Source organism: Pseudomonas sp. WC2, from assembly GCF_050586545.1.
Classification (GTDB): domain Bacteria; phylum Pseudomonadota; class Gammaproteobacteria; order Pseudomonadales; family Pseudomonadaceae; genus Aquipseudomonas.
Map to the genome: position 1 here is coordinate 125,560 of NZ_JBOBDR010000007.1, position 20,863 is coordinate 146,422.

Below are 20,863 nucleotides of genomic sequence, written 5' to 3' on the forward strand. Positions count from 1 at the left end.
CAGATCCAATGTGGGAGCCAGCCCTGCTGGCAATTGGGCGGGAACAGACAACACGAAAGTCAGCCCCAGCCCTTCATGAAATCGATGAATGCCCGCACTTTCAGCGGCAGATGCCGGGTGTCCGGATACAACGCGTACACCCCTTGTTGCGCAAAGCGATGATCCGCCAGCAACCGCGTTAGCCGTCCAGCCTGCAGATCCTCCTGGATCAGCCATTGCGGCAAAATCGCCACGCCTTGCCCGGTCAGGGCAAACGCCCTGAGCGTCGCCGAGTTGTCCGCGACAATCGCAGTGGTGCCCGGTTTTGGCTGGTAGAAATGCTCCGCACCGTGCGGGTCGGTCACCGTCATTTCCGGCACCCGCCCATGCCCCAATGTCGGCATCGACTCCAGAGTCGCCAGCGTCGCCACCGGGGCAAAACGCTCAATCAGACCCGGCGCGGCCACCGCAAACACTTCGAACGTCGACAACTGCACCGCACGCAGATTGGAGTCGTGCATGCGGCCCAGCCGTATCGCCATGTCGAACCGTTCGGAGATCAGGTCGGCATGCGTCGAAGAAGTCGACAGATGAATATTCAACTGCGGCTGCTGCTGGCGAAATACTTCAAGCGCCGGCACCACTTGTGCCAGCGCAAATTCCACGGTGGTGGTGATGCGCAACGTGCCCTTGATCTGGGAATGCTCGGAACGGGCTTCCTCGATCGCCAGCTGCGCCTCGTCCAAGGTGCGCAGACAGCGTCGATAAAAGCGTTCGCCAGCGTCGGTCAGCGCCAGTTGCCGTGTGTTGCGGGTGAGCAACGTGACGCCAAGCTCCTCTTCCAAACGCTTGAGGTTGAAGCTGACCACCGCGCGCGTCTGCCCCAGCGTATCGGCGGCAGCGGTCAACGAACCGGCTTCCACCACGGCCTTGAAGGTGTCAAAACGGTCCAGGCTGACCATGTTCACGGCGCTCCTTGTCAAAATAATTTTGACAAACTAGCAGCCAAAACAGCGTTTTCCTAACCCGACAAGCCGCCTACTCTGAACGCCTCATCACAGGGAAGTTGTCATGGCTTATCGCTCGAAAGTCGCGCTGGTGTATTTGCTGGGTTTCGCCCTCGACCTGCTCAACATGTTTGTCGCCAGCATCGCCTACCCCGATATTGCGCAACAATTGCACGCTTCGGTGACGCAACTGGCGTGGATCACCAACGCCTACATGCTCGGCCTGACCCTGGTCATTCCGCTGAGCGTGTGGCTGGCAACACGGGTTGGCGAGCGGCGGCTGATCCTCGCTTCATTGCTGCTGTTCGGGCTCGGCTCGGCACTGGTGGCGCAAGCGGGATCGATTGAAAGCCTGATCGGCTGGCGGCTGTTGCAGGGGTTGGGGGGCGGCTTGTTGCTGCCTATCGGCCAAGCCTTGGCCTATCGAGAGTTTCCGCCCTCGCAGCGTGCGCATTTTACCGGCGTGGTTTTGCTGGTCGCCCTGCTGGTGCCGGCACTCTCACCGGCGGCCGGTGGCTTGATCGTTCAGGCGTTGTCCTGGCGCTGGATTTTCTATCTGAATCTGCCGTTAGCGTTTTTGGCTTTGGCGCTGGGTGCGTTCTGGCTGAAAACCGATCAGCCGAACAGTGAGCGCCCGCCACTGGACGCGCGTGGCCTGCTGCTGGCCGCGTCGGCACTGAGTCTGTTGTTGATGGCCGTCAGTCTGCTGAGCGCAACCGACACACGAGCCGTCGGCGTGATTGTCCTGCTACTGGGCGCCCTCACGTTGTGTTTCTATTTTCGCGATGGCTGGGGCAAACCCGGCGCCATCCTCGATCTGCAACTGATCAGGAATCCGTCGCTGCGCTTGGCGATGCTGATCTATCTGTGTGTGCCCGGCGTGTTCACCGGCACCCACATGATTGCCGTGTTGTACCTGCACAACCTCGGCGTCGGCGCCGCGCAAATCGGTGCGCTGATGTTGCCTTGGGCGGCGGGCTCGGGGGTGGCAATCTTGCTCGGCAAACGCAGTTTCAATCGCCTCGGCCCCAAGCCATTGCTCGGCTCCGGCATGCTCCTGCAATGCATCGGCATCGTTGTGTTGATGCGTATCGAACAACCCGCCAACACGCCGCTGATCATCGCCTACGCGCTGATGGGCCTGGGCGGCAGCCTGTGCAGTGTCACCGCGCAGACTTTGGCCTTCGTCGGCATCGCAGCGGAAAAAATGGGCCACTCCAGCGCGCTCTGGAATATCAATCGTCAGCTCGGTTTCTGCCTTGGCGCGGCACTGCTCAGTTCGTTGTTGGGCGCCCTTGGCGGCCACGCGTTCCACGCCTGCTTTGTCGCTGCGGCACTGCTGACGCTGATCCCCATGGCCAGTGTGCTGCGTTTTGATTCGACCCATGTGCTCGCATTGCTGAACCCATCCCCCGTTGAGGAAAGATCCACATGACCGATTACACCGCTTATTTTGACGAAGTGATTCAAGCCCACGAAGCCATCGAACGATGGTTTGCCGTGGAACAGGAAGACGCTGCGCTGGAGCATTTGCTGACGCGGTTTTCGCCCGCGTTTTCAATGGTCTCGCCGCTGGGTCGGGCTTTGGATTTTGAGGCGTTGGCGGCACTGTTTCGCATGGCGGGCGGCAAGAAGCACGGGTTCAGAATTGAGCTCAGCGAGTTACGCGGGATCGCGTGGCATGAGCGCGGCGCAACGGTGACTTACCGCGAGCGGCAGACCGATGCGAGCGGGCTGCATTCGGATCGGCGGGCGACGGTGGTGTTTGACCGCGCCGAATCGGGACGGGTGGTTTGGCGGCATTTGCAGGAGACGTTTTGCGCTGAGTGATGACTCGGTGTTGGTCTGACACACCGAGTCGCCCTCATTCGCGAGCAGGCTCGCTTCCACATTTGGAATGCATGCCCCTGTGGGAGAGAGCTTGCTCGCGAATTGAGCGACGCGCTCTGTCAGTTATCCACAACGCGCTGATTCACCACAACGGTGCAAGTAATCCCCGCCGCCAGTAAAACACCCTCCGGCACTTCATCAATGTGAATCCTTACCGGCACCCGTTGCGCCAACCGCACCCAGTTGAACGTCGGGTTCACGTCAGCAATCAGCTCTCGACTTTCCGGGTTGTCGCGGTCATAGATGCCGCGGGAAATGCTTTCCACGTGGCCCTTCAATACTTCGCCGCTCATCAACTGCATATCGGCCTTGTCACCGACTTTCACGTGCGGCAGTTTGGTCTCTTCGAAGAAGCCGTAGACCCAGAACGAGTTCATGTCGACCACGGCCATTTTCGCCTCGCCGATGCGCGCGTAATCACCGCGATGCACGTTGAGGTTGGTGACATAACCGTCGACCGCAGCACGCACTTCGGTGCGTTTGAGATTGAGTTCGGCGGCTTCCAGTTGTGCTTGCGCGTGTTGGTAATCGGCGAGCGCGGCGTCGGCGATGTTGCTGGCGTCGTCGCGGTTTTCCTTGGAGATCACCAGGTTGTCCAGATCGGCGCGGCGATGGGCGTTGACCTTGCGCATCTCCCACGTCGACTTGCGCGAGGCGACCAGCGACTGCGCCTGTTTGACCGCGATGCGGTAATGCTCGGGGTCGATCTGCATGAGCAAATCGCCCTTCTTCACCAATTGGTTGTCGCGCACCGGCACGTCGATCACTTCGCCGGTAACGTCGGCGGCGACGTTGATGATGTCGGCACGCACGCGGCCGTCGCGGGTCCACGGCGTGTTCATGTAGTGCTCCCACAACGTGCGGCCGATCCACAGCGCCAGGGCCAGCACCAGCAGGGTCGCGAGCAGGCTGAAAAACTTTTTCATCGGGACGTTCTCAACGGTAGACAGTCAGCGCCATGGCGCCGAACAGACAGGTAAACAGACTCAGACGCAGCAGCGCCGGGTGCCAGAAAAAACGGTACAGGTCGAACCCGGACAAGAACCGGTCCACCGCCCAGGCCAGTGCCGCAGCGATGAAAAACATCAGGGTCATGGTCGGCATGTACACGCCGTGGAAGGCGATTTCACGAGGCATGGGCAAGTCCTTCGGGCTTGGCGATGGCATAGGCAGCGAGCGGCGATTGCGGGTCGAGCAGCGAGGTGCGGATGAAGTGCAGATAGCTCTTCACCCGACGCAATGCCGAGGTATCGAAGTGCGGCGCGAAGGGCTCGTCGGTCGCCGCCACGCGACTGATGGCGTGATCCACCGCGACCAGTGCGCGTTCAAGATTGCTGGCGTTAGGCTGCAAAAACAGCCGCACCAGCGCGCGGCCCATCACGCGAATCGCTTGCCGCCACGGCTGCGATTCGGCATAGGCCGGGTGCACTGGCAGGATCGCCTGTTCCTTGCGCAACTCGATGATCGCGTGGCCGACTTCGAGCACCACGAACATCCAGCGCAGCAGATTCTTTTGTACCTTTGGCTCCCCGGCCGCCAGCCCGTAGGCCTGATGCAGCAAATCGCGGGTACGGCTCTCGAAACTCGACGCCAGGCCTTTGAGTTTGCCGCTGATCGCGTAGACCACTTGGCCGCGCAGATCCTGCTCCAGACGCTTCCATAACCAGCGACTGTTCGGCGGCAGAATAATCGCCCCGGCGGCGGCACAAACGAGCATGCCCATGACCATGGCGATGTAGTCGTTGATGAAGGTGTAGGGGTTGTAGATCGTCAGGTTGTCCGGCACCGAACCGGTGCTGAAGAAGATCAGCAGACCGAGGCCGACACCGGCGTATTGTGGCCGCGAAGTGAGGAACGAGCCGAGCACGATCACCGGCGCAAGCATCACGCACAGCAGTGGAAAACCATCGATCCACGGGAAGATGAAAAACATCTCGACGAAGCCGATCAGTGCGCCGAGAAAAGTGCCGCAGGCCATTTGAAATGCCATGCGTTTCGGGTTTGGCGTCGCTGCCGACAGGCCCACAGTGGCGGCGGCGATCAGCGTCATCGTCGCACCACTTGGCCACGCGGTCGCGACCCAATAACTGCCGAGCACCACCAAAATAAACGAGGCGCGAATACCCGATGCAGCAGCGGCCCACCAGTTGGTTTGCGGGGTGAACGGTTCATCCCAGCGCTCGCGTTCGTGGCGGTGATCGGCGAGTGACGCGTGGGTCTGTGCATAACTGTGCAGATCGTCGACGAAGCGATAAAGCAGTTCGTACGCGGTGTGGAAATCCAGTTGTTCGGCTTCGCTCGGATCGGTTTCCTGGAATATCGCGCGCAAGCTTCGCACCCGTGCCGGCAGCCCTTCTTTATAGGTGTCCAGCGCAGTTGCCAATCGGGCGGCATCAGGACTGGTCAGGGCGCGGCCGCTGAAGCCATCGAGCACTTCAGCGAGGTCCTGCAGACCCGGTTTGATCGCTGCCACAACGTGCTCTTCACCATTGCCGCGCAGACGTTCGAGCAACTGATGCAGCGCGTTGAAGCGCGTGGTGATGCCCATGAATTCGCTGTTCAAACGACTGAGCCGACCGTTGCGCCGACGCATGTGCGGGTCTTCGAAAACCGTCACGCTGCGCAAGCCTTCAAGACCCACCGCTTCAGCAATGAAGCGTACGTTGCTCGCTTCGAAAGATTCGGCCTTGCTGCGCCCGCGCAAGCCATCGGTGACGAACAGTGCGAACACGCCGAAGCGCTGATACAAGGCGTTGCGCATCGCGGCGCTGGCGGTTTGCGGGAGGATCGCGGCGCTGATCAGCGTTGAACAGAGAATCCCCAGCGAGATTTCCAGCACTCGCCACACCGCCGCCATAAACGCGCCGTCCGGATGCGCCAGCGCCGGTAATCCGACCATCGCTGCGGTGTAACCGGCGAGGACAAAACCGTAGGCGCGGAAGTTGCGGCAACGTGCGGCGCCGGCCGAGCAGATGCCGACCCAGATCGCCAACGAGCCGAGAAACAGTTCGGTGTTCTGCGCGAACAACGCAATCAGCGTGACCATCATCGCCGAGCCGGCCAATGTGCCGAGGAAGCGATAGAAACTCTTGGCAAACACCTGGCCGCTCTGCGGCTGCATGACGATGAACACGGTGATCATCGCCGTGCGCGGTTGCGGCAATTCCAGGCGCATGGCCAGCCACAGCGTCAGGAATGCGGCGAGCAACACCTTGAAGATATAGACCCAGGTCACGCCATCGCTGCGCGCCCAGTCGAAAAAACCCCGGCGCCATTCCAGGGAGTAGAGCCAGCGCAAAGGTGCGGGCAAGGGAGTCATTCAGATGTGCTCAATGAGATTCGGTTTGGTCGCAGGACCTGTGGGAGCGAGCCTGCTCGCGAATGCGTTTTCATATTCAACTTTGATGTCGATAGGTAAACCGCTTTCGCGAGCAGGCTCGCTCCCACATTGGGTTGTGTGTTCAACGCAGGAGGGCCGGGGTTTTCGGGGCCTGGGTTTTCTCAGGACTCGGCACATCGTTACCCGCCCCGAGCCCTCCACCCAGCGCCGTCACCAACTCGGCATGCGCACTCAACCGCGCCGCCTGCACCTGCTGCTGCACTTGCTGCTGCTTGAACAGCAACGTCTGTGCATTGAGCACGTTGAGGTAATCGGTGAGGCCGCGTTGATAGGCGATCATCGCGATGTCGTACGTCTTCTGCGCCGTGGCCACTGACTCGGCTGCAAACCCTTGCTGCTTGTCCATCGATTCGCGGCGGATCAACTGATCGGAAATGTTCTTCAGCGCATTCACCAGCGTCTGGTTGTAATGCGCCACAGCGATATCGTAACCGGCAGAGGCTTCACCCAACTCCGCGCGCAGTCGACCACCGTCGAAGATCGGCAGCGAGATCGCCGGGCCGACGTTGTAGTTGAGTTTCTTGCCGGTCAAAAACTCCAGCGCACCGCCGCCGGTGGCCATGTAACCGAGGCTGCCGACCAGATCGACGTTGGGATAAAACCCGGCATGCGCCACGTCGATGCCGCGCGCCTGAGCGGCGACTTGCCAGCGACTGGCGACCACGTCCGGCCGCTGACCGAGCAGTTCGGCGGGCAACGCCGACGGCAATTTCAACGCCGCGCCAAGGGACAAGGTCGGGCGCTGCAACTGCGCGCCCTCGCCCGGGCCTTTACCCGCCAGCGCGGCAAGTTGATTACGACTGAGGGCAATCTCTTCGTCCAGCGCATCGATTTGTCGATGGGTTTCCGGCAGCGGCGTTTCGGCCTGACTGACTTCGAAATGCGTGCCGATCCCGCCGTTCAGACGTTTCTGCGCCAGATCGAGAATCTGCTGTTGCTGTTTGAGCGTCGCCGCGACGATGTCGCGCTGAGCGTAATGCAGCGAAAACTCGATGTAGGCGCGGACGATGTTGTTCTGCAATTCCAGCTGGGCCAACCGCGCTTCAGCGGCACTCATGTGCGCCAGATCCACCGCCCGTTCGCTGCTGTTGCTTTCGCGGCCCCAGAGGTCGAGGGCATAGCTGAAACCCAGTGCGGCGTTGTTATCCCAGGTGGTGGTGTTGGCCAGATCGCCCGGGCCGTAGAACTGATCGGTCGGCCAGTTGTGGCGCTTGAGGGTCGACTCGCCATTGATCTGCAACGACTCGGCCGCCTCGGCGACACCGGCCATGGCTTTGGCCTGACGCACTCGGGCAGCGGCCATGGCCATGCTCGGGCTGCCTTGCACGGCGAGGTCGATCCAGCGATTGAGCTGCGGGTCGCCGTAGGCTTGCCACCATTGCGCGGTGGGCCAATGGGCGTCACGGGCGGCGTGGGCGATGGCGTCGTCGGTGGCCAGTGAATTGGCCTCCAGCGCCTCGCCTTGCGGGGCGATTCCGTCAGTTGAGATGCAGCCGCTGAGACCCAGGGTGAAAGCCAGAACACTGAGCGGCAAAAGCGCTCTGTTGATGCGACGCGGCACAGCTGCGAATTCCTGAGAGAGGGGAGGAAGCGAGGTGGCGCAATTCTAGGGAACGCCCTGAACGGCGATAAGCTGGGATTTCTGTGAATCTTTGTTACGGTTAACGAGATAATCCCTTGGTCGGGGGTCTCAGCCCCCGAAACTTCGTGTCACAATTTGCCATCTCCCTTGAGAGCACCCCATGGACACTTTGCAAAACATGCGCGCCTTCAGTTGCGTGGCCGAGGCCGGCAGCTTCACCGCCGCCGCCGTGCAACTCGACACCACCACCGCCAACGTCTCGCGCGCGGTCTCCAACCTGGAAGCCCACCTGCAAACCCGCTTGCTCAACCGCACCACGCGACGCATCGCCCTCACCGAGGCGGGCAAACGCTACCTGCTGCGCTGCGAGCAGATCCTCGCTTACGTCGAAGAAGCCGAAGCCGAAGCCAGCGACGCCCACGCGCGCCCGGCGGGGCAGTTGAAAGTGCACACCATGACCGGCATCGGCCAGCACTTCGTCATCGACGCCATCGCCCGCTACCGTAAAACCCACCCGGACGTGACCTTCGACCTGACCCTGGCCAACCGCGTGCCGGACCTGCTCGACGAGGGTTACGACGTGTCCATCGTGCTCGCCAGCGAACTGCCGGATTCGGGTTTTGTTTCCCAGCGACTGGGCATCACCTACAGCATCGTCTGCGCCTCACCGGCCTACGTGAAAGCCAACGGCGCCGCGCAAAAACCCAGCGACCTGCTCAACCACGCCTGCCTGCGTCTGGTGAGCCCGGTGATTCCTCTGGAGAAATGGGCCTTCGACGGCCCGGAAGGCCAGGAAGTGGTCACCATCAACAGCTCGCCGTTTTTGGTGAACTCCGCCGACGCGATGAAAACCGCGATCATCAGCGGCATGGGCCTGGGTGTGCTGCCGGTGTATGCGGCGATCGAAGGTTTGCGCAACGGCACACTGGTGCGGGTGATGCCGAACTACCGCTCGCAAGAGCTGAATCTGTATGCGATCTACCCTTCGCGGCAATATCTGGATGCGAAGATCAAGACGTGGGTCGAGTATTTGCGCGGGTCGTTGCCGGAGATTCTCGCGGCGCATCAGGCTGAGCTGGCCGCTTACGAACTGAGCGGCAGCCTCGCCGGCGCCCGCGTCGCCAACTGATCTTAAACACACCACGCCCGTGTAGGAGCTCCCGAAGGCTGCGATATTTTTGGTTTTGATGTTTAAAAATCAGAAGATGGCAGCCTACAGCAGCTCCTACAGAACGTGGATTTCGCGGATGTTTCCGACAGGTCGCGTCGGTTGTCCGTCGGAAGTGAGGTGGCTAGGATTCGGGGGTCGCTGACGAATCAGCGACCGGGCTTGGTCGCCCGGGTTTAGAATGGCGCACTTTTCAAGCTTGCTTAATGGCGAGCCGTGCGTGGGAGAGCTTCGGCTCTGCCGGGTTTCCATTCCCTGGTCGACCAACCCGCGTACGGTTCGCCACCCTATTGCTTGGTCGCAGTGCTTGGCGAACTCCACATCCCGAATGGAGCTTCACCATGTTCAAACCAACACCCAATCCGCCCGAACCGGACGACACGTCACCCTACGAATTCCCCGGTTCGAAGCAATTCCACGACGCCGCCGAACGCGCCCTCGACCACTACCTCAAACCCAACGCACTCACCCTGCGCTTCCACAAACCCAGCACCCTGTTTCAGGTCACCCCCGACCAGAACAACGAAACCCTGTTGGCCCACGCCTGCGAATCCCTCGCCTCGGCCAGCATCATGACCAGCGACATCGCCGGCTACATCGACCCGCCGCAGCGCCATACGATTCTGGCGATCCAGCAAATCATCATGCTCGCGGAACTGGCGGTGAATCAGGTGCTGGATAACGTCGAAATCGCTCAACCCCGGCCTCACTGCTGAGCCAACCTGAAACCGCCCTGCGCCACTTCCTGCGCAGCGTCAACTGTCAACTCTGACAGTTGACGCACTGAACTCCCAGTCCTAGCTTGAAAGGGAGACCAGACAGCGCTCTGACAACCCTGAGGGAGTTGCGTGGCAGCTCGCACAGAGACTGAGTACGGCGGGTAAAAATGGGGTGGCTGTCAGATCGCCTTCGCGGGCGAGCGGCTTTTTAAGCCTTGAATATGAATCCATAGGACATTCGTTAATTGCCGATCGACCTATTAAACCTGTCGACTATGACAGCGCATTTTTTATCAACAGGCGGGAACAATCGGTTTCGTAACGTTCGACTAACTGCAAGGAGCAAGAGATGTCTATCAAAGATCTGAAACTCGATACCCGTAAAAAATCCGGTAGCGGCACTGTCACAGCCAAACTCAACAAAGACTACGTCACCGATAAATTTGCCGGAGAACCCAGCTTTTTTGTGACCAACCACAAGAATGTCGTTCTGCAAGCCAAATACCAACTGGCGCTAGACGAATCTTTTCAGATCCACTTGATATTTGATGCAAACATCAAGAAAGGCCGGCACGAATTCAGCACCCAGCACTTCCCCTCTCCGTTCAGCTTCTCGCACACTCTGGGCTCAACCACAAAAGGCTACACAACCGCGAAAAATGCAGGCTTTATCGATATAGAAAACTTCGATATCGATAAAGGAACGTTCAGAGCCTCCTTCAACTTCACCTTTACGGATTTCGATACCCGCGAAGTCCATCAAGTCTACGACGGCAAAATCGATGTCAAAGACCTCGAAATCGACGACAAGTAACTGCGCTGAAGCGACAAGAGCGGGGCGCATCCCCGCTCCTCCCCCACTCAATAACTGGGTGGGCCCAAAGGCTGCCAAGCCCACCAAGACAATCAAAGCGAGAAAATGTTAGCTTGCTTGCAATCAAGCCCGACGAGCCCTCAGCAATGAAAAAGACTGTCCTGGCCTTCAGCCGCATCACCCCGCCGATGATTGAACGCCTGCAACAAGAATTCGACGTCATTGTCCCCAACCCAAAAACCGGCGACATCAACGCCCAATTCAACGAAGCCCTGCCCCACGCCCATGGTCTCATTGGTGTCGGCCGCAAACTCGGCCAGGCGCAACTCGAAACCGCGACAAAACTCGAAGTGGTCTCCAGCGTCTCCGTCGGCTACGACAACTACGACCTCGATTACTTCAACCAACGCGGCATCATGCTCACCAACACCCCGGATGTGCTCACCGAAAGCACCGCCGACCTCGCCTTCGCGCTGATCATGAGCAGCGCCCGCCGCGTCGCCGAACTCGACGCCTGGACCAAGGCTGGCCAATGGCAAGCCAGCGTTGGCGCTCCACTGTTCGGCTGTGACGTGCATGGCAAAACCCTCGGCATCGTCGGCATGGGCAACATCGGCGCCGCCATCGCCCGCCGTGGCCACCTCGGCTTCAACATGCCGATCATCTACAGCGGCAACAGCCGCAAGACCGACCTTGAACAACAACTCGGCGCACAATTTCGCAGCCTCGACCAACTGCTCGCCGAAGCCGATTTCGTCTGCCTGGTGGTGCCGCTCAGCGACAAGACCCGCCACCTCATCAGCCACCGCGAACTGGCGCTGATGAAACCGAGTGCCATCCTGGTGAACATCTCTCGCGGCCCGGTCGTGGACGAGCCCGCGTTGATCGAAGCCCTGCAAAACAACCTCATTCGCGGCGCCGGTCTGGACGTTTACGAAAAAGAACCGCTGGCCGAGTCGCCGCTGTTCCAATTGAAAAACGCCGTGACCCTGCCGCACATCGGCTCGGCCACCCATGAGACCCGCGAAGCCATGGCCAATCGCGCCCTCGCCAACCTGCGCAGCGCTCTGCTCGGCGAACGCCCGCAGGATCTGGTCAACCCGCAAGTCTGGCGCGGCTGAAACCAAAACGGGCAAGTGCAAACATGCACTTGCCCGCTATAACTTGCCTACACAACTTGAAACCCAACAACAGCCCCACTGAAACTTCGGCGTTATAAGCTCTCTGCACTATCGAATCAACGATAGAACGCCAAGGAGAGCAATAACCGTGAACAGCCTGACCACCGACAAACTTATCCGTTACAGCAAGGTAATACTGATGGCTTACATCAGTTTCTTTGGCTTGCTGGTGATGATTCATAACTTCTTCGACTACAACTCGAATTATGTCTACGTCGCTCACATCCTGAGCATGGACACCACCACCGCCAACGACAACATCATGTACCGGGCGATCGACTCGCCTTATCTGCACCACCGGATCTACTGGTTCATCATCACGATGGAAGTCACCTATACCGTGCTCTGCCTGATGGGCACCTATCACTTGTACCGCAAGATCAACGACTCGGCCGAAGCTTTTCATGAAGCCAAGAAGTTCTCGATCATGGGAATACTGGTGGCCATCTTCATTTATTACGTGTGCCTGCAAACTGTCGGCGTCGAATGGTTTGACATGGACACTTCACAAACCTGGAATGCGAAAGACTGGGCGCGACATATCGTTGATTTCATATTCCCGGTGATGATTTACATCACCCTGAAAGTCGAGCGCTGATAGACAGCGCTCGTTCGTTTCAAGCCAACTTGCCTTGTGGCGGCACCAGCGCCGTTTTGGATTTACGAAACACCAGCACGTTGCCGAGCATTACCAAGACCAGGCCAAAAAGCGCTGGCGCCGTCCACTGATAGCCTTCGGCAAATGCCGATACGTTGAGCGCGACCACCGGAAACAGCACCGTGCAATACGCCGCGCGTTCCGGGCCCATGCGCCCGACCAGCGTCAAATACGCGGTGAAACCGATCACCGAGCCGGGAATGACCAGGTAAAGCAGCGCGCCGACGTATCGCGACGACCAGTCCATGTCGAACGGAATGCCTTTGAGCAGGCACCACACCGACAGCATTGCCGCCCCATAAGCCATGCCCCAGGCGTTGGTGGTCAACGGCTTGAGGCCGGCCTTCTGTTGCAGGCTCGACAGCATGTTGCCCGCCGAGAAACACAAGGTGCCGCACAACGCCAGACCGAGCCCGAGCAAGGTTTGTGGGCTGGCGTGATGCCCGGCCAGCTCAGGCCAGAACAGCATGCCCAGACCGAACAGACCCAGCGCGCCACCCATCAAGACGTTAAGGGCAATGTGCTGACCAAAGAACACTCGCGCGTTCAACGCGTTCCACAGTGTTGCGGTGGAAAACACCACCGCCACCAGACCGCTGGGGATCCACTGGCTGGCGGTGAGAAAGCACATGAAGTTCACACAGAACAGGCACAACCCTTGCGCCACGCAAATCAGATGGCCGCGACGGTTCATCGGTTGCAGTCGCCGGCTGAGCAGCAGAAACACAAACAACACCAGCGCCGCGAGGCCGAAGCGATAGACGATCGACACCGGAATCGCCACCACGCCCAACTGCCATTTCAGGGCGATCCAGGTGGTGCCCCAGATCAGCACGGTCAGCAAATACAACGACAGGTTCATGGCGCTTACTCCTCAATAGGCCTTGAGTGTCTGCCGAGGATTGCCTTGAGCGCTTGCAGATTCTTGCGCTTTTGTCCGGCAGTGGGCTGGCAGCGCGAAGTCTACGGAGTAGGATGCAAGGCGTTGAAGAGAACCGATCATGACCGCCATCGATAGCCTGCAAGTCTTTCAAGCGCTTAACCGCTCGCCGAACGCACGCCTTGTGCACAGCGCCGAGCTCGGTGACGGCTTGTCTGCAGCGTTGTGGACCAACCACCACGACGCCCAGGAATACGAAGCGCCGAGCCATCACACGCTGTCGTGCTACATCGCCGGTGGCACTGGCACGTTTCGTCGCGGCCAGCCGGGACACAAGGGCGGGCCGGACAAGTTGTGCATCCTGCCCGCCGATCACGAATCGGGCTGGGTGATCAACGGCGATATCCGTCTCGCGCATTTGTATTTCAGCGCTGAACAATTCGCCCTCGGTTGCGTCACCTTGCTGGACCGCGAACCGCGTGAGATGCAGTTGCGCGAGCAGACCTTTCTTGAAGACCCGCAACAAGCGCAGCGCTTTCGGCAACTGTTGACGCTGAACTGGGACGAACCTGCCGAACGCTTGTTAACCAGTAGCATTGCTCATGAATTGATCAGCCATACCTTGCTCAGCCAGGTCGGCGCACGCCACGGTTTGCGTTTGAAGGGCGGGCTGGCGCCGCATCAGCGCCGCCAGTTGGTCGAGTTCATCGACAGCCAGTTGGCCGAGCCGATCAGCCTCGGTCAACTCGCCGGATTGTGTGCGCTGTCGGAATATCATTTTGCGCGGATGTTTCGCACCAGTTTCGGCCTGCCGCCGCATCAATACGTGCTGGCGCGGCGCTTGAGTCGCGCGCGGGAGTTGTTGCGCGGGACGGCGGTGCCGCTGGGGGAGATTGCCCTGGCGTGCGGGTTTGCCAGTGCGAGTCATTTCACCAATCGGTTCAAGCAGGTGTTGGGCGGGACGCCGGGGGAATATCGGCAGGCGTTTTTGCGTTAGAGCTCCCGCGCCTTGTTGTCTGTCATGCCCTATTCGCGAGCAGGCTCGCTCCCACAGGGGACTGCATTCCAATGTGGGAGCGAGCCTGCTCGCGATGAACGATGACGCGGTTTCAGATCAGAACTCCAGGGTGCTGGACAAGGAGATCTGCCGCGAATCCCCCATCGACACAAAGAACCGGCTCGCCGCCGACGTGTAATAGGTGCGATCAAACAGGTTCTTCACGTTGAGCTGAAACTTGACCTTTTGCCCCTCGACCTGGGTGTCGTACGTGGCAAACGCATCGGCCACGGTGTAGCTCGGCAGGTCGAAATCATTCACCGCGTTACCCGCCCGCTCGCCGACATAGCGCGCGCCAGCGCCGACGCGCAGTCGGTCGCCACCGATCACGCTGCCGAAGTCATACACCGCCGACAATGAGCCGGAATTCTTCGCCACGTTTTGCAGGCGCTTGCCTTTGTAGTCCGGGTCTTCGGTGACTTCGGCATCGGTGTAGGCATAGCTACCGATCATGCTCCAGCGCTCGCTCAGTTGACCGGTCAAATCCATTTCCAGCCCCCGCGAACGCACTTCGCCGGCCGCGCTGTAAATCGTCGTCGGGCCTTCAGCGTTGGCCACCAGCACGTTGCGTTTTTTGATGTCGAACAGCGCAATGTTGCCGGTGATTTGTCCCGGCAGATCGAGGCGTGCGCCCAGCTCCCACGACTTGGCTTCTTCCGGCGCGATGCTGCCGTCGAGCACGGTGCTGCTGCCGCTCAGCGGGGCGATGGTCGAGTTGGGTTTGAACGATTCGGTGTAGCTGCCGTAGAACGACAGCGCGTCGGTGTAGCGATACACCAGACCCGCGCGCGGCACCCACTTCTGGCCATTGCTGTCGGTGTTGGCCTTGAACGGCACGCCTTTGCCGGCGTACTGGTCGTACTCCTGGAAGCGCCCGCCGGCAACCAGAATCCACTGGTCGGTGAGGTGAATCGAGTCCTGCATGAAGATCGAATCGCTGCGCAGTTCATCGGTCTGCGCGCTGTCGGCGGCACTGACCGTGGTGCCTTCGACTTCACGGCCATACACCGGATTGACGTAGCTGAAAGTGCTCAGGCTTTTCTGGCGGATCAGGTCGGCGCGGTAGATCTTGCGGTATTCGTCGTCGACGCCGAATACCAGGTCATGCTGCATGCCCAGCACGTTGACTTTGCCTTCGAGACTGGCGGTGGTGAAACGGTCGGTGCTGATCGCGTTCTGGGTGCCGTCCATGCTGCGGGTCAGCGTGCCTTTTTTAGTGTCGATGGCGGTCACGCGGACCTGACTGGCGTCGTAGGTTTCGCGGTTCCAGCTGTAGCCGAAGTGGGCTTTCCAGTCGTCGTTGAGCTCGTGATCGGCTTCGAAGTGGTAGAGATCGGAACGGCCTTCCATGTTGTTGAACGGCTCGTCCAGACGCTCGTTGCGCGAGATGTCCAGCGGATGGTTCGTGCGCGGATCAATCAGCGTGCCACGGTCAAATGGCGTGAGAAATTCGCGGTGCTCATAGCCGAACGACAGCTTGGTGCTTTCGCCGAACCAGGCCAGCGACGGCGCGATCAGGGTTTCGCGATGGGTGCCGAAGTTGCGCCAGTAATCTTCGTCTTCGTGGTCGAGCACCATGCGATAGGCCAGCCCGGAATCGCCCAGTGCGCCGGTGCTGTCGAAGGTCCCGCCGCTGCCGTTCTTGCCGTCGCCGTAGGTCGAGCCGCGCAGGGTCAGCGCGTTGTACTGGGCCAGCTCGGGCTTCTTGCTGACCAGGTTGACCACGCCGCCCGGGTCTTGAATCCCGTACAACAACGAAGCCGGGCCCTTGAGCACTTCAACGCGCTCAACCGTGGCGTTCATGCCACGGCCCTGCACGATTGGCATGCCGTCGCGCATGATCGAACCGTTGCGGTTATCGCCGAAGCCGCGGGTCATCACCGAATCCTGAGTGCTGCCCAAGGTGTTGCCTTGGGTAATGCCACTGACGTTGGCCAGCGCATCATCAAGATTGCGCGGCGCCTGATCGCGAATGACCTGCGCCGGGATGACGTTAACGGTCTGCGGGACTTCCTGCAGCGAGGCCGAGGAACGCATCACCGAACTGGTTTCCGGCGGCTGATAACTCATCGAATCGTCGCGCAGCGAGGTGATGGTGGTGGCGCCGAGGTTCAGCGCGCCTTCGGTCGGTTTCGGTTCCAGCGCCAAGGTGTGACTGTCGGTGCGGCGGAAGTTGAGGCCGGAGCCGCTGAGCAGGCGCTGCAGCGCTTGTTCGGCGCTCATCTGGCCAGTGACCGCTGGAGCGCTGAGACCGTACGGCGCTTCATCGGTGTAGACCACGCTTTGCCCGGTGACGCGGCTGAAGTCGCTGAGGGCTTGCGGCAGCGGTTTGGCGGCCAAGGCGAAATTGAACTGCTTTTGCGTCTGGCTGCTGGCGGTTTCAGCGGCGAGCGCCACGCTCATTGGCAATAACGCCAACGCCGAAAAACTCAGCGCCGAGACGCTCAACCACTGTTTGATCGAACCCGAATTTGCCTTGGACTTCATTGCTCAATGACCTGTGTAGAACCGCTACGGATGCGAATGGCTCGCAGTTTCAGTCACTACACGGATGGGGAGCGGGTTTACCTCACCCCTAATGTGAAAATATTTTTGGAGGTGTGTTGTCTGGGCTGACGTCTTCGCGAGCAAGCTCGCTCCCACAGATTGGAATGCGTTCCACTGTGGGAGCGAGCCTGCTCGCGAAGAGGCCAGCAGCCTTAACGCAAAATAATCAAATGCCCAAGCACTTGATGCTGCTCAAAGCCCAACACTCCTTGCAGGGAACTCAACACAGCCTGCGGATCCTTGCTCGGAAAACTGCCGCTGACCTTGCGCGCCGCCAATGCATCATTGAGCACAATAATCCTTCCCGGGTAATACCGGCGCAGATCCTCAACCACCTCAGCCAGCGTCGACTTGTAGTAAGTCAGCCAACCCTGGCGCCAGGCCAGTTGCGCATCACTGTCCACGGCATGAAGTTTTTCCGCCGATCCGTCACCGTAAGCCACCTGCTGCCCCGCCGTGAGAATCTGCTGCTCGCCTTGATGATCGGCCTTCACACCAACGCGCCCGGAGAGCACCGTCACCTGCGCGCCATGCGGCTGCAAACGCACTTCGAATTGCGTGCCGAGCACCCGCGCCTCGCCCTTCTCGGCCTCGACCACAAACGGATCACCGGTGTGCGTCACGCTGAAAAAACCCGCACCGCGACGCAGCTGTACATGCCGCTCGCCACGGCTGAAATCAACGGCGATGGCGCTGTCAGCATCGAGGGTGACTTGCGATTGATCGGCCAACGTCACCGTGCGGATTTCGCCGGGCGCGGACACGTAATCAGCCCCCAGATCATCGATCCAACGCTGCGGTTGCCAGCCCGTACCGAGGCTGACCATCAGCAACAGACACGCCGCCATCGCCAGCGCGCCCGACCAACGCAACAGCGGCGAACGACGCGGTCGGTCCATCGCATCGAGATAACCCTGCAAAGCGAAAGCGTCTTCATCGGCCAGCGTCTGCGCCGGGCCTTCGCTCAATTCCCAGAGCACTTGCGCCTGCGCATAGGCCTCGGCGTGGGCCGGATCAGCGCGCAGCCATTGGCTGAAAATCAGCTGATCGCCAGCACTCGGCCGATCATGCAACAGGCTCAGCCAAGCCAGTGCGGCCTGCTCCTGAGCGAGCGTCGGGGTGATGGTTTCTGATGGCTTCACGGTGCTTTCCCTGGCAGGCGTGGCGCGGGTTCGCGCAGGCTGGCCTTGCAGGCCTCGAGGGCGCGCATCATATGTTTTTCCACGGCACTTTGGGACAGGCCCATGGCCTTGGCGATGTCTGCGTACTTGCGGCCGTGAATGCGATTGAGCAAAAAGATCTGCCGCGTGCGCTCGGGTAAAGCGCGCAACGCCGCTTCTACATGGCGCAGATCGTTGCCCGCTTCGAGCGCGGCTTGCGGCTCGCTGCCGTGGCTGTGCGGTTCGTCCGGTTGCCAGCCTTCGTTGACGCGTGTGCGCGTGCCTTCGCTGCGCAAATGATCGATGGCGATGTTGCCGGCGCAGCGCAACAGGTAGGTGCTGAGTTCTTCGACCTGCACCAATGGCCGCCGCCAGAAGCGCAGAAACAGATCCTGCACCAGATCCGCCGCCGTCGCCCGGCAACCGACGCGCCGGTTCACCAGCGCTTCCATTTGCGAACGCTGGGACAGGAACACCTGAAGAAAATGCGCACGCGCCCCACGCGGTTCGTCGTCGCGGGATTCCGGCGGCAGACCGATCAGCACTTCAGCACTGCGCCCATGCCGCGAGCGGACTGGCCAACAGGCTCAATCCCGCCAGGGCCAAGGCCAGACGCGGGCGATACGGCAGCAGCAAGACCAAGGCCAGCGCACTGAGCATCAGCACGGCGAACCAGTCGACCAGGCCGAAGCTCCAGCCGTTCACCGACACCGCCGCCCACAGCGACAAACACAGCAGTAACCAACCACCGATTTTCAGGCCTTGACGACGTCGCACAGAAGGCTTGCGGCCGAGCAGTTCATCGTGGTGCCGAGGCATCGACAGGCACAACGCGGTGAATCCGGCGTAGGTCAGCAACAGAGGCAGAAGCATCAGTTCGCCCCTTGTTCAAGGATGATTGGCGCAGCCTTTTCGCGACGGGGCTTTTTGGCGCTGACGGTGTTTGCGGCGCGCTGCATTTTCCACGCAGCCCACGCCAGGAAGAGGCCTGTTGCGAGGCACGTCAGATCAAAACCCGCCAACGTCCAATCGCCCTGCATCAGGGTCGCAGCAAGATTCCACGGCGTGGTCAGCGCATTGATCAGCGGCACCGCGACGAACAGTGCAGCGCCCAGCACGAGTTGTTCAACCCAGGCCTTGCGCCCCGGACGCCACAACGCGTGCACCACGCTCAAACCCCAAGCGATAAAGAACGCATTCACTTCCCAATCTGCACGTCCGGCGAGGCTCACCGGCAACAAACGATTGACCAGAAAGAACACCGCCACGGCCGACACCAGCCCGGCCATGCTGGCAATGTTCAGCACTTCCACCAGCCGCAGTTCGAACGGCATCACGCCGCTCTTGGCGTGTTTGAGTTGCCGCTTGCCGAGCCAGATCACCAGCCCGGTGCCGATCATCGCCGTGCCGGCCAGACCGCAGATAAAGTACAGCCAGCGCAAAACCGGCCCAGCGAAATGGCCCATGTGCAAACCATAGAAGGCGCCACCCACGGCCATCGCCACGGGTTGCTCCGCTGTGTTGTCGAGCAGCTCTCCGCTGACGCCGTTGAAGGTCACGGCGCTGCCAAAATCATGCACCACGTGATCACCGGCGCGCGACAGCACCACGATGGCATTGGCGTCGCCCGGATTACTCACTGACAGGCGTGCCGTCTCGCCACCCGACCATTGCGCGCGGGCCTTGGCCAGCAGCGGTGCCATTGGCGCCAGTGCTGCAGTCACGTTGGCCCGTTCGGGGGTCTTCGAGGCAGGAAACACCTCATCGTAGAACTTGTTTATGTCACTGCCGTAAGACGCGACGATGCTCGCCGGCATGACCATCGACATGAAGATCACCAAGCTGCTGTAAGTGATCATCAAGTGAAATGGCAGGACCAGCACGCCCACCGCGTTATGCCCATCCAGCCATGAGCGCTGGCCTTTGCGCGGGCGGAAGGTGAAGAAGTCCTTGAAGATTTTCTTGTGGGTGATGATCCCGGTGATCAGGGCGACGAACATCACCATTGCGGCGATGGTCGCCAGCCAGCGGCCCCACGGGTAAGGCATCTGCAACTGAAAGTGAAACCGGTAGAAGAACTCGCCGCCCATGCTTTCGCGGCCCTGCACTTCGGCACCGGTTTGTGCGTCGAGGGTTTTCGCTTCGAAGCGCCCACGCTCGCCGGGGTTGGCGGGGTTTTGCTGCCAGCGCACGGTCAGGCCGGGATCGCGGGCATCGGGCAAAGCGATCAGCCAGCGGGATGCGCCCGCCGCGTGCTGTTGCAGGTAATCCTGAGCCAGGGTCATGCTGGTCTCGGCACTCACCGAGCGCGCAGGGATTTCCGGCTGCATCCAGTGACTTATTTCATCCTTGAAATAGGCCAGCGTGCCGGTCAGAAAAATCGCGAACAGCAGCCAGCCGAACACCAATCCGACCCAGGTGTGCAGCCAAGCCATCGCCTGACGAAAACCCTCTCTCATGCCAGGCCCAATCCACGCGCCGCGCCGGAAATGGTCGCCAAAATCACACTCGGCACCAATAGCCCGACCCACGCCGACCACGCGGTGCGGCAGGCGAAACACCAGAGCACGGCGACCAGATAGACCAGAAACGAAATGGTCATGCCGGTCACCACGGCTTCGGCGCGGCTCAACGGCAGCCATAACGTCAGGGTGACACTGGCCAACGCGGCCACCAGATAGCCGCCGAACACCGCCGCCAATACTCGCGAGGTGACAGCCAGACGGTAGGACATGGGAAGTGTGGCGAGTTTGCCTTTCATGTTTCGACCCTGAAACGAAAAAGGTCCGACGACTGTGCCGGACTGATAGGCGAGCAATAT

Annotated in this window: 20 protein-coding genes; 8 read left to right on the plus strand and 12 right to left on the minus strand. The window is 60.4% G+C overall.

The window, feature by feature from the left end:
• Window positions 1-59: 59 nt before the first annotated feature.
• The gene (locus ACQ4OE_RS10695; RefSeq protein WP_430946620.1) at window positions 60-941 is read right to left on the minus strand and encodes a LysR substrate-binding domain-containing protein; all 882 of its coding nucleotides are present in this window, start codon (window positions 939-941) and stop codon (window positions 60-62) included.
• A 109-nt stretch (window positions 942-1,050) separates the two neighbouring features.
• Between ACQ4OE_RS10695 and ACQ4OE_RS10700 the strand changes: the two genes are divergently transcribed.
• Complete coding sequence (locus ACQ4OE_RS10700) at window positions 1,051-2,421, plus strand: MFS transporter (protein WP_430946621.1); 1,371 nt, start codon at window positions 1,051-1,053, stop codon at window positions 2,419-2,421.
• Window positions 2,418-2,816: a DUF4440 domain-containing protein gene (locus ACQ4OE_RS10705; RefSeq protein WP_430946622.1), complete on the plus strand. Its 399-nt coding sequence runs from the start codon at window positions 2,418-2,420 to the stop codon at window positions 2,814-2,816. The genes ACQ4OE_RS10700 and ACQ4OE_RS10705 overlap by 4 nt, the downstream gene beginning before the upstream one ends.
• A gap of 119 nt (window positions 2,817-2,935) precedes the next feature.
• Here the strand turns inward: ACQ4OE_RS10705 and ACQ4OE_RS10710 are convergent, their stop codons facing one another.
• From ACQ4OE_RS10710 to ACQ4OE_RS10725, 4 genes are all read right to left on the minus strand, one after another.
• On the minus strand, window positions 2,936-3,802 hold the full coding sequence (locus ACQ4OE_RS10710) for an efflux RND transporter periplasmic adaptor subunit (RefSeq protein WP_430946623.1): 867 nt from the start codon (window positions 3,800-3,802) through the stop codon (window positions 2,936-2,938).
• A 10-nt stretch (window positions 3,803-3,812) separates the two neighbouring features.
• A complete protein-coding gene (locus ACQ4OE_RS10715) occupies window positions 3,813-4,013 on the minus strand; it encodes a DUF1656 domain-containing protein (protein WP_007914106.1) in 201 nt (66 codons plus the stop codon).
• A complete protein-coding gene (locus ACQ4OE_RS10720; RefSeq protein WP_430946624.1) occupies window positions 4,003-6,195 on the minus strand; it encodes an FUSC family protein in 2,193 nt (730 codons plus the stop codon). Before ACQ4OE_RS10720 ends, ACQ4OE_RS10715 begins: the two co-directional genes overlap by 11 nt.
• 142 nt (window positions 6,196-6,337) lie before the next feature.
• On the minus strand, window positions 6,338-7,837 hold the full coding sequence (locus tag ACQ4OE_RS10725; RefSeq protein ID WP_430946625.1) for an efflux transporter outer membrane subunit: 1,500 nt from the start codon (window positions 7,835-7,837) through the stop codon (window positions 6,338-6,340).
• A 181-nt stretch (window positions 7,838-8,018) separates the two neighbouring features.
• On the opposite strand from ACQ4OE_RS10725, the gene ACQ4OE_RS10730 reads away from it, so the two are divergent.
• From ACQ4OE_RS10730 to ACQ4OE_RS10750, 5 genes are all read left to right on the plus strand, one after another.
• Complete coding sequence (locus ACQ4OE_RS10730; protein WP_122595079.1) at window positions 8,019-8,987, plus strand: LysR family transcriptional regulator; 969 nt, start codon at window positions 8,019-8,021, stop codon at window positions 8,985-8,987.
• Window positions 8,988-9,367: 380 nt separating this feature from the next.
• On the plus strand, window positions 9,368-9,742 hold the full coding sequence (locus ACQ4OE_RS10735) for a DUF6124 family protein (protein ID WP_430946626.1): 375 nt from the start codon (window positions 9,368-9,370) through the stop codon (window positions 9,740-9,742).
• 352 nt (window positions 9,743-10,094) lie between these two features.
• Complete coding sequence (locus tag ACQ4OE_RS10740; RefSeq protein ID WP_430946627.1) at window positions 10,095-10,559, plus strand: hypothetical protein; 465 nt, start codon at window positions 10,095-10,097, stop codon at window positions 10,557-10,559.
• Window positions 10,560-10,705: 146 nt separating this feature from the next.
• A complete protein-coding gene (locus ACQ4OE_RS10745) occupies window positions 10,706-11,680 on the plus strand; it encodes a 2-hydroxyacid dehydrogenase (RefSeq protein ID WP_430946628.1) in 975 nt (324 codons plus the stop codon).
• A 148-nt stretch (window positions 11,681-11,828) separates the two neighbouring features.
• Window positions 11,829-12,338: a DUF2165 family protein gene (locus ACQ4OE_RS10750; RefSeq protein ID WP_430946629.1), complete on the plus strand. Its 510-nt coding sequence runs from the start codon at window positions 11,829-11,831 to the stop codon at window positions 12,336-12,338.
• A gap of 19 nt (window positions 12,339-12,357) precedes the next feature.
• Here the strand turns inward: ACQ4OE_RS10750 and ACQ4OE_RS10755 are convergent, their stop codons facing one another.
• Window positions 12,358-13,260: a DMT family transporter gene (locus ACQ4OE_RS10755; protein ID WP_430946630.1), complete on the minus strand. Its 903-nt coding sequence runs from the start codon at window positions 13,258-13,260 to the stop codon at window positions 12,358-12,360.
• A 139-nt stretch (window positions 13,261-13,399) separates the two neighbouring features.
• On the opposite strand from ACQ4OE_RS10755, the gene ACQ4OE_RS10760 reads away from it, so the two are divergent.
• Window positions 13,400-14,275 carry a helix-turn-helix domain-containing protein gene (locus ACQ4OE_RS10760; protein WP_430946631.1) on the plus strand — a complete coding sequence of 292 codons (876 nt, stop codon included), beginning with the start codon at window positions 13,400-13,402 and terminating at the stop codon, window positions 14,273-14,275.
• Between the two features lie 117 nt (window positions 14,276-14,392).
• On the opposite strand, the gene ACQ4OE_RS10765 is transcribed toward ACQ4OE_RS10760, so the two are convergent.
• The 6 genes from ACQ4OE_RS10765 to ACQ4OE_RS10790 form a co-directional block, all read right to left on the minus strand.
• Window positions 14,393-16,822, minus strand: a complete 2,430-nt coding sequence (locus ACQ4OE_RS10765) for a TonB-dependent siderophore receptor (protein ID WP_430946632.1) — start codon at window positions 16,820-16,822, stop codon at window positions 14,393-14,395.
• 212 nt (window positions 16,823-17,034) lie between these two features.
• Entirely contained in the window at window positions 17,035-18,024 is a 990-nt protein-coding gene (locus ACQ4OE_RS10770) for a FecR family protein (RefSeq protein ID WP_430946633.1), read from the minus strand.
• Entirely contained in the window at window positions 18,021-18,587 is a 567-nt protein-coding gene (locus ACQ4OE_RS10775) for an RNA polymerase sigma factor (protein WP_158954864.1), read from the minus strand. The genes ACQ4OE_RS10770 and ACQ4OE_RS10775 overlap by 4 nt, the downstream gene beginning before the upstream one ends.
• Window position 18,588: 1 nt before the next feature.
• The gene (locus ACQ4OE_RS10780) at window positions 18,589-18,915 is read right to left on the minus strand and encodes a DUF3325 domain-containing protein (RefSeq protein ID WP_430946634.1); all 327 of its coding nucleotides are present in this window, start codon (window positions 18,913-18,915) and stop codon (window positions 18,589-18,591) included.
• A complete protein-coding gene (locus ACQ4OE_RS10785) occupies window positions 18,915-20,501 on the minus strand; it encodes a PepSY-associated TM helix domain-containing protein (protein ID WP_430946635.1) in 1,587 nt (528 codons plus the stop codon). Before ACQ4OE_RS10785 ends, ACQ4OE_RS10780 begins: the two co-directional genes overlap by 1 nt.
• The gene (locus ACQ4OE_RS10790) at window positions 20,498-20,803 is read right to left on the minus strand and encodes a DUF3649 domain-containing protein (protein ID WP_016986986.1); all 306 of its coding nucleotides are present in this window, start codon (window positions 20,801-20,803) and stop codon (window positions 20,498-20,500) included. Before ACQ4OE_RS10790 ends, ACQ4OE_RS10785 begins: the two co-directional genes overlap by 4 nt.
• Between the last annotated feature and the right edge of the window lie 60 nt (window positions 20,804-20,863).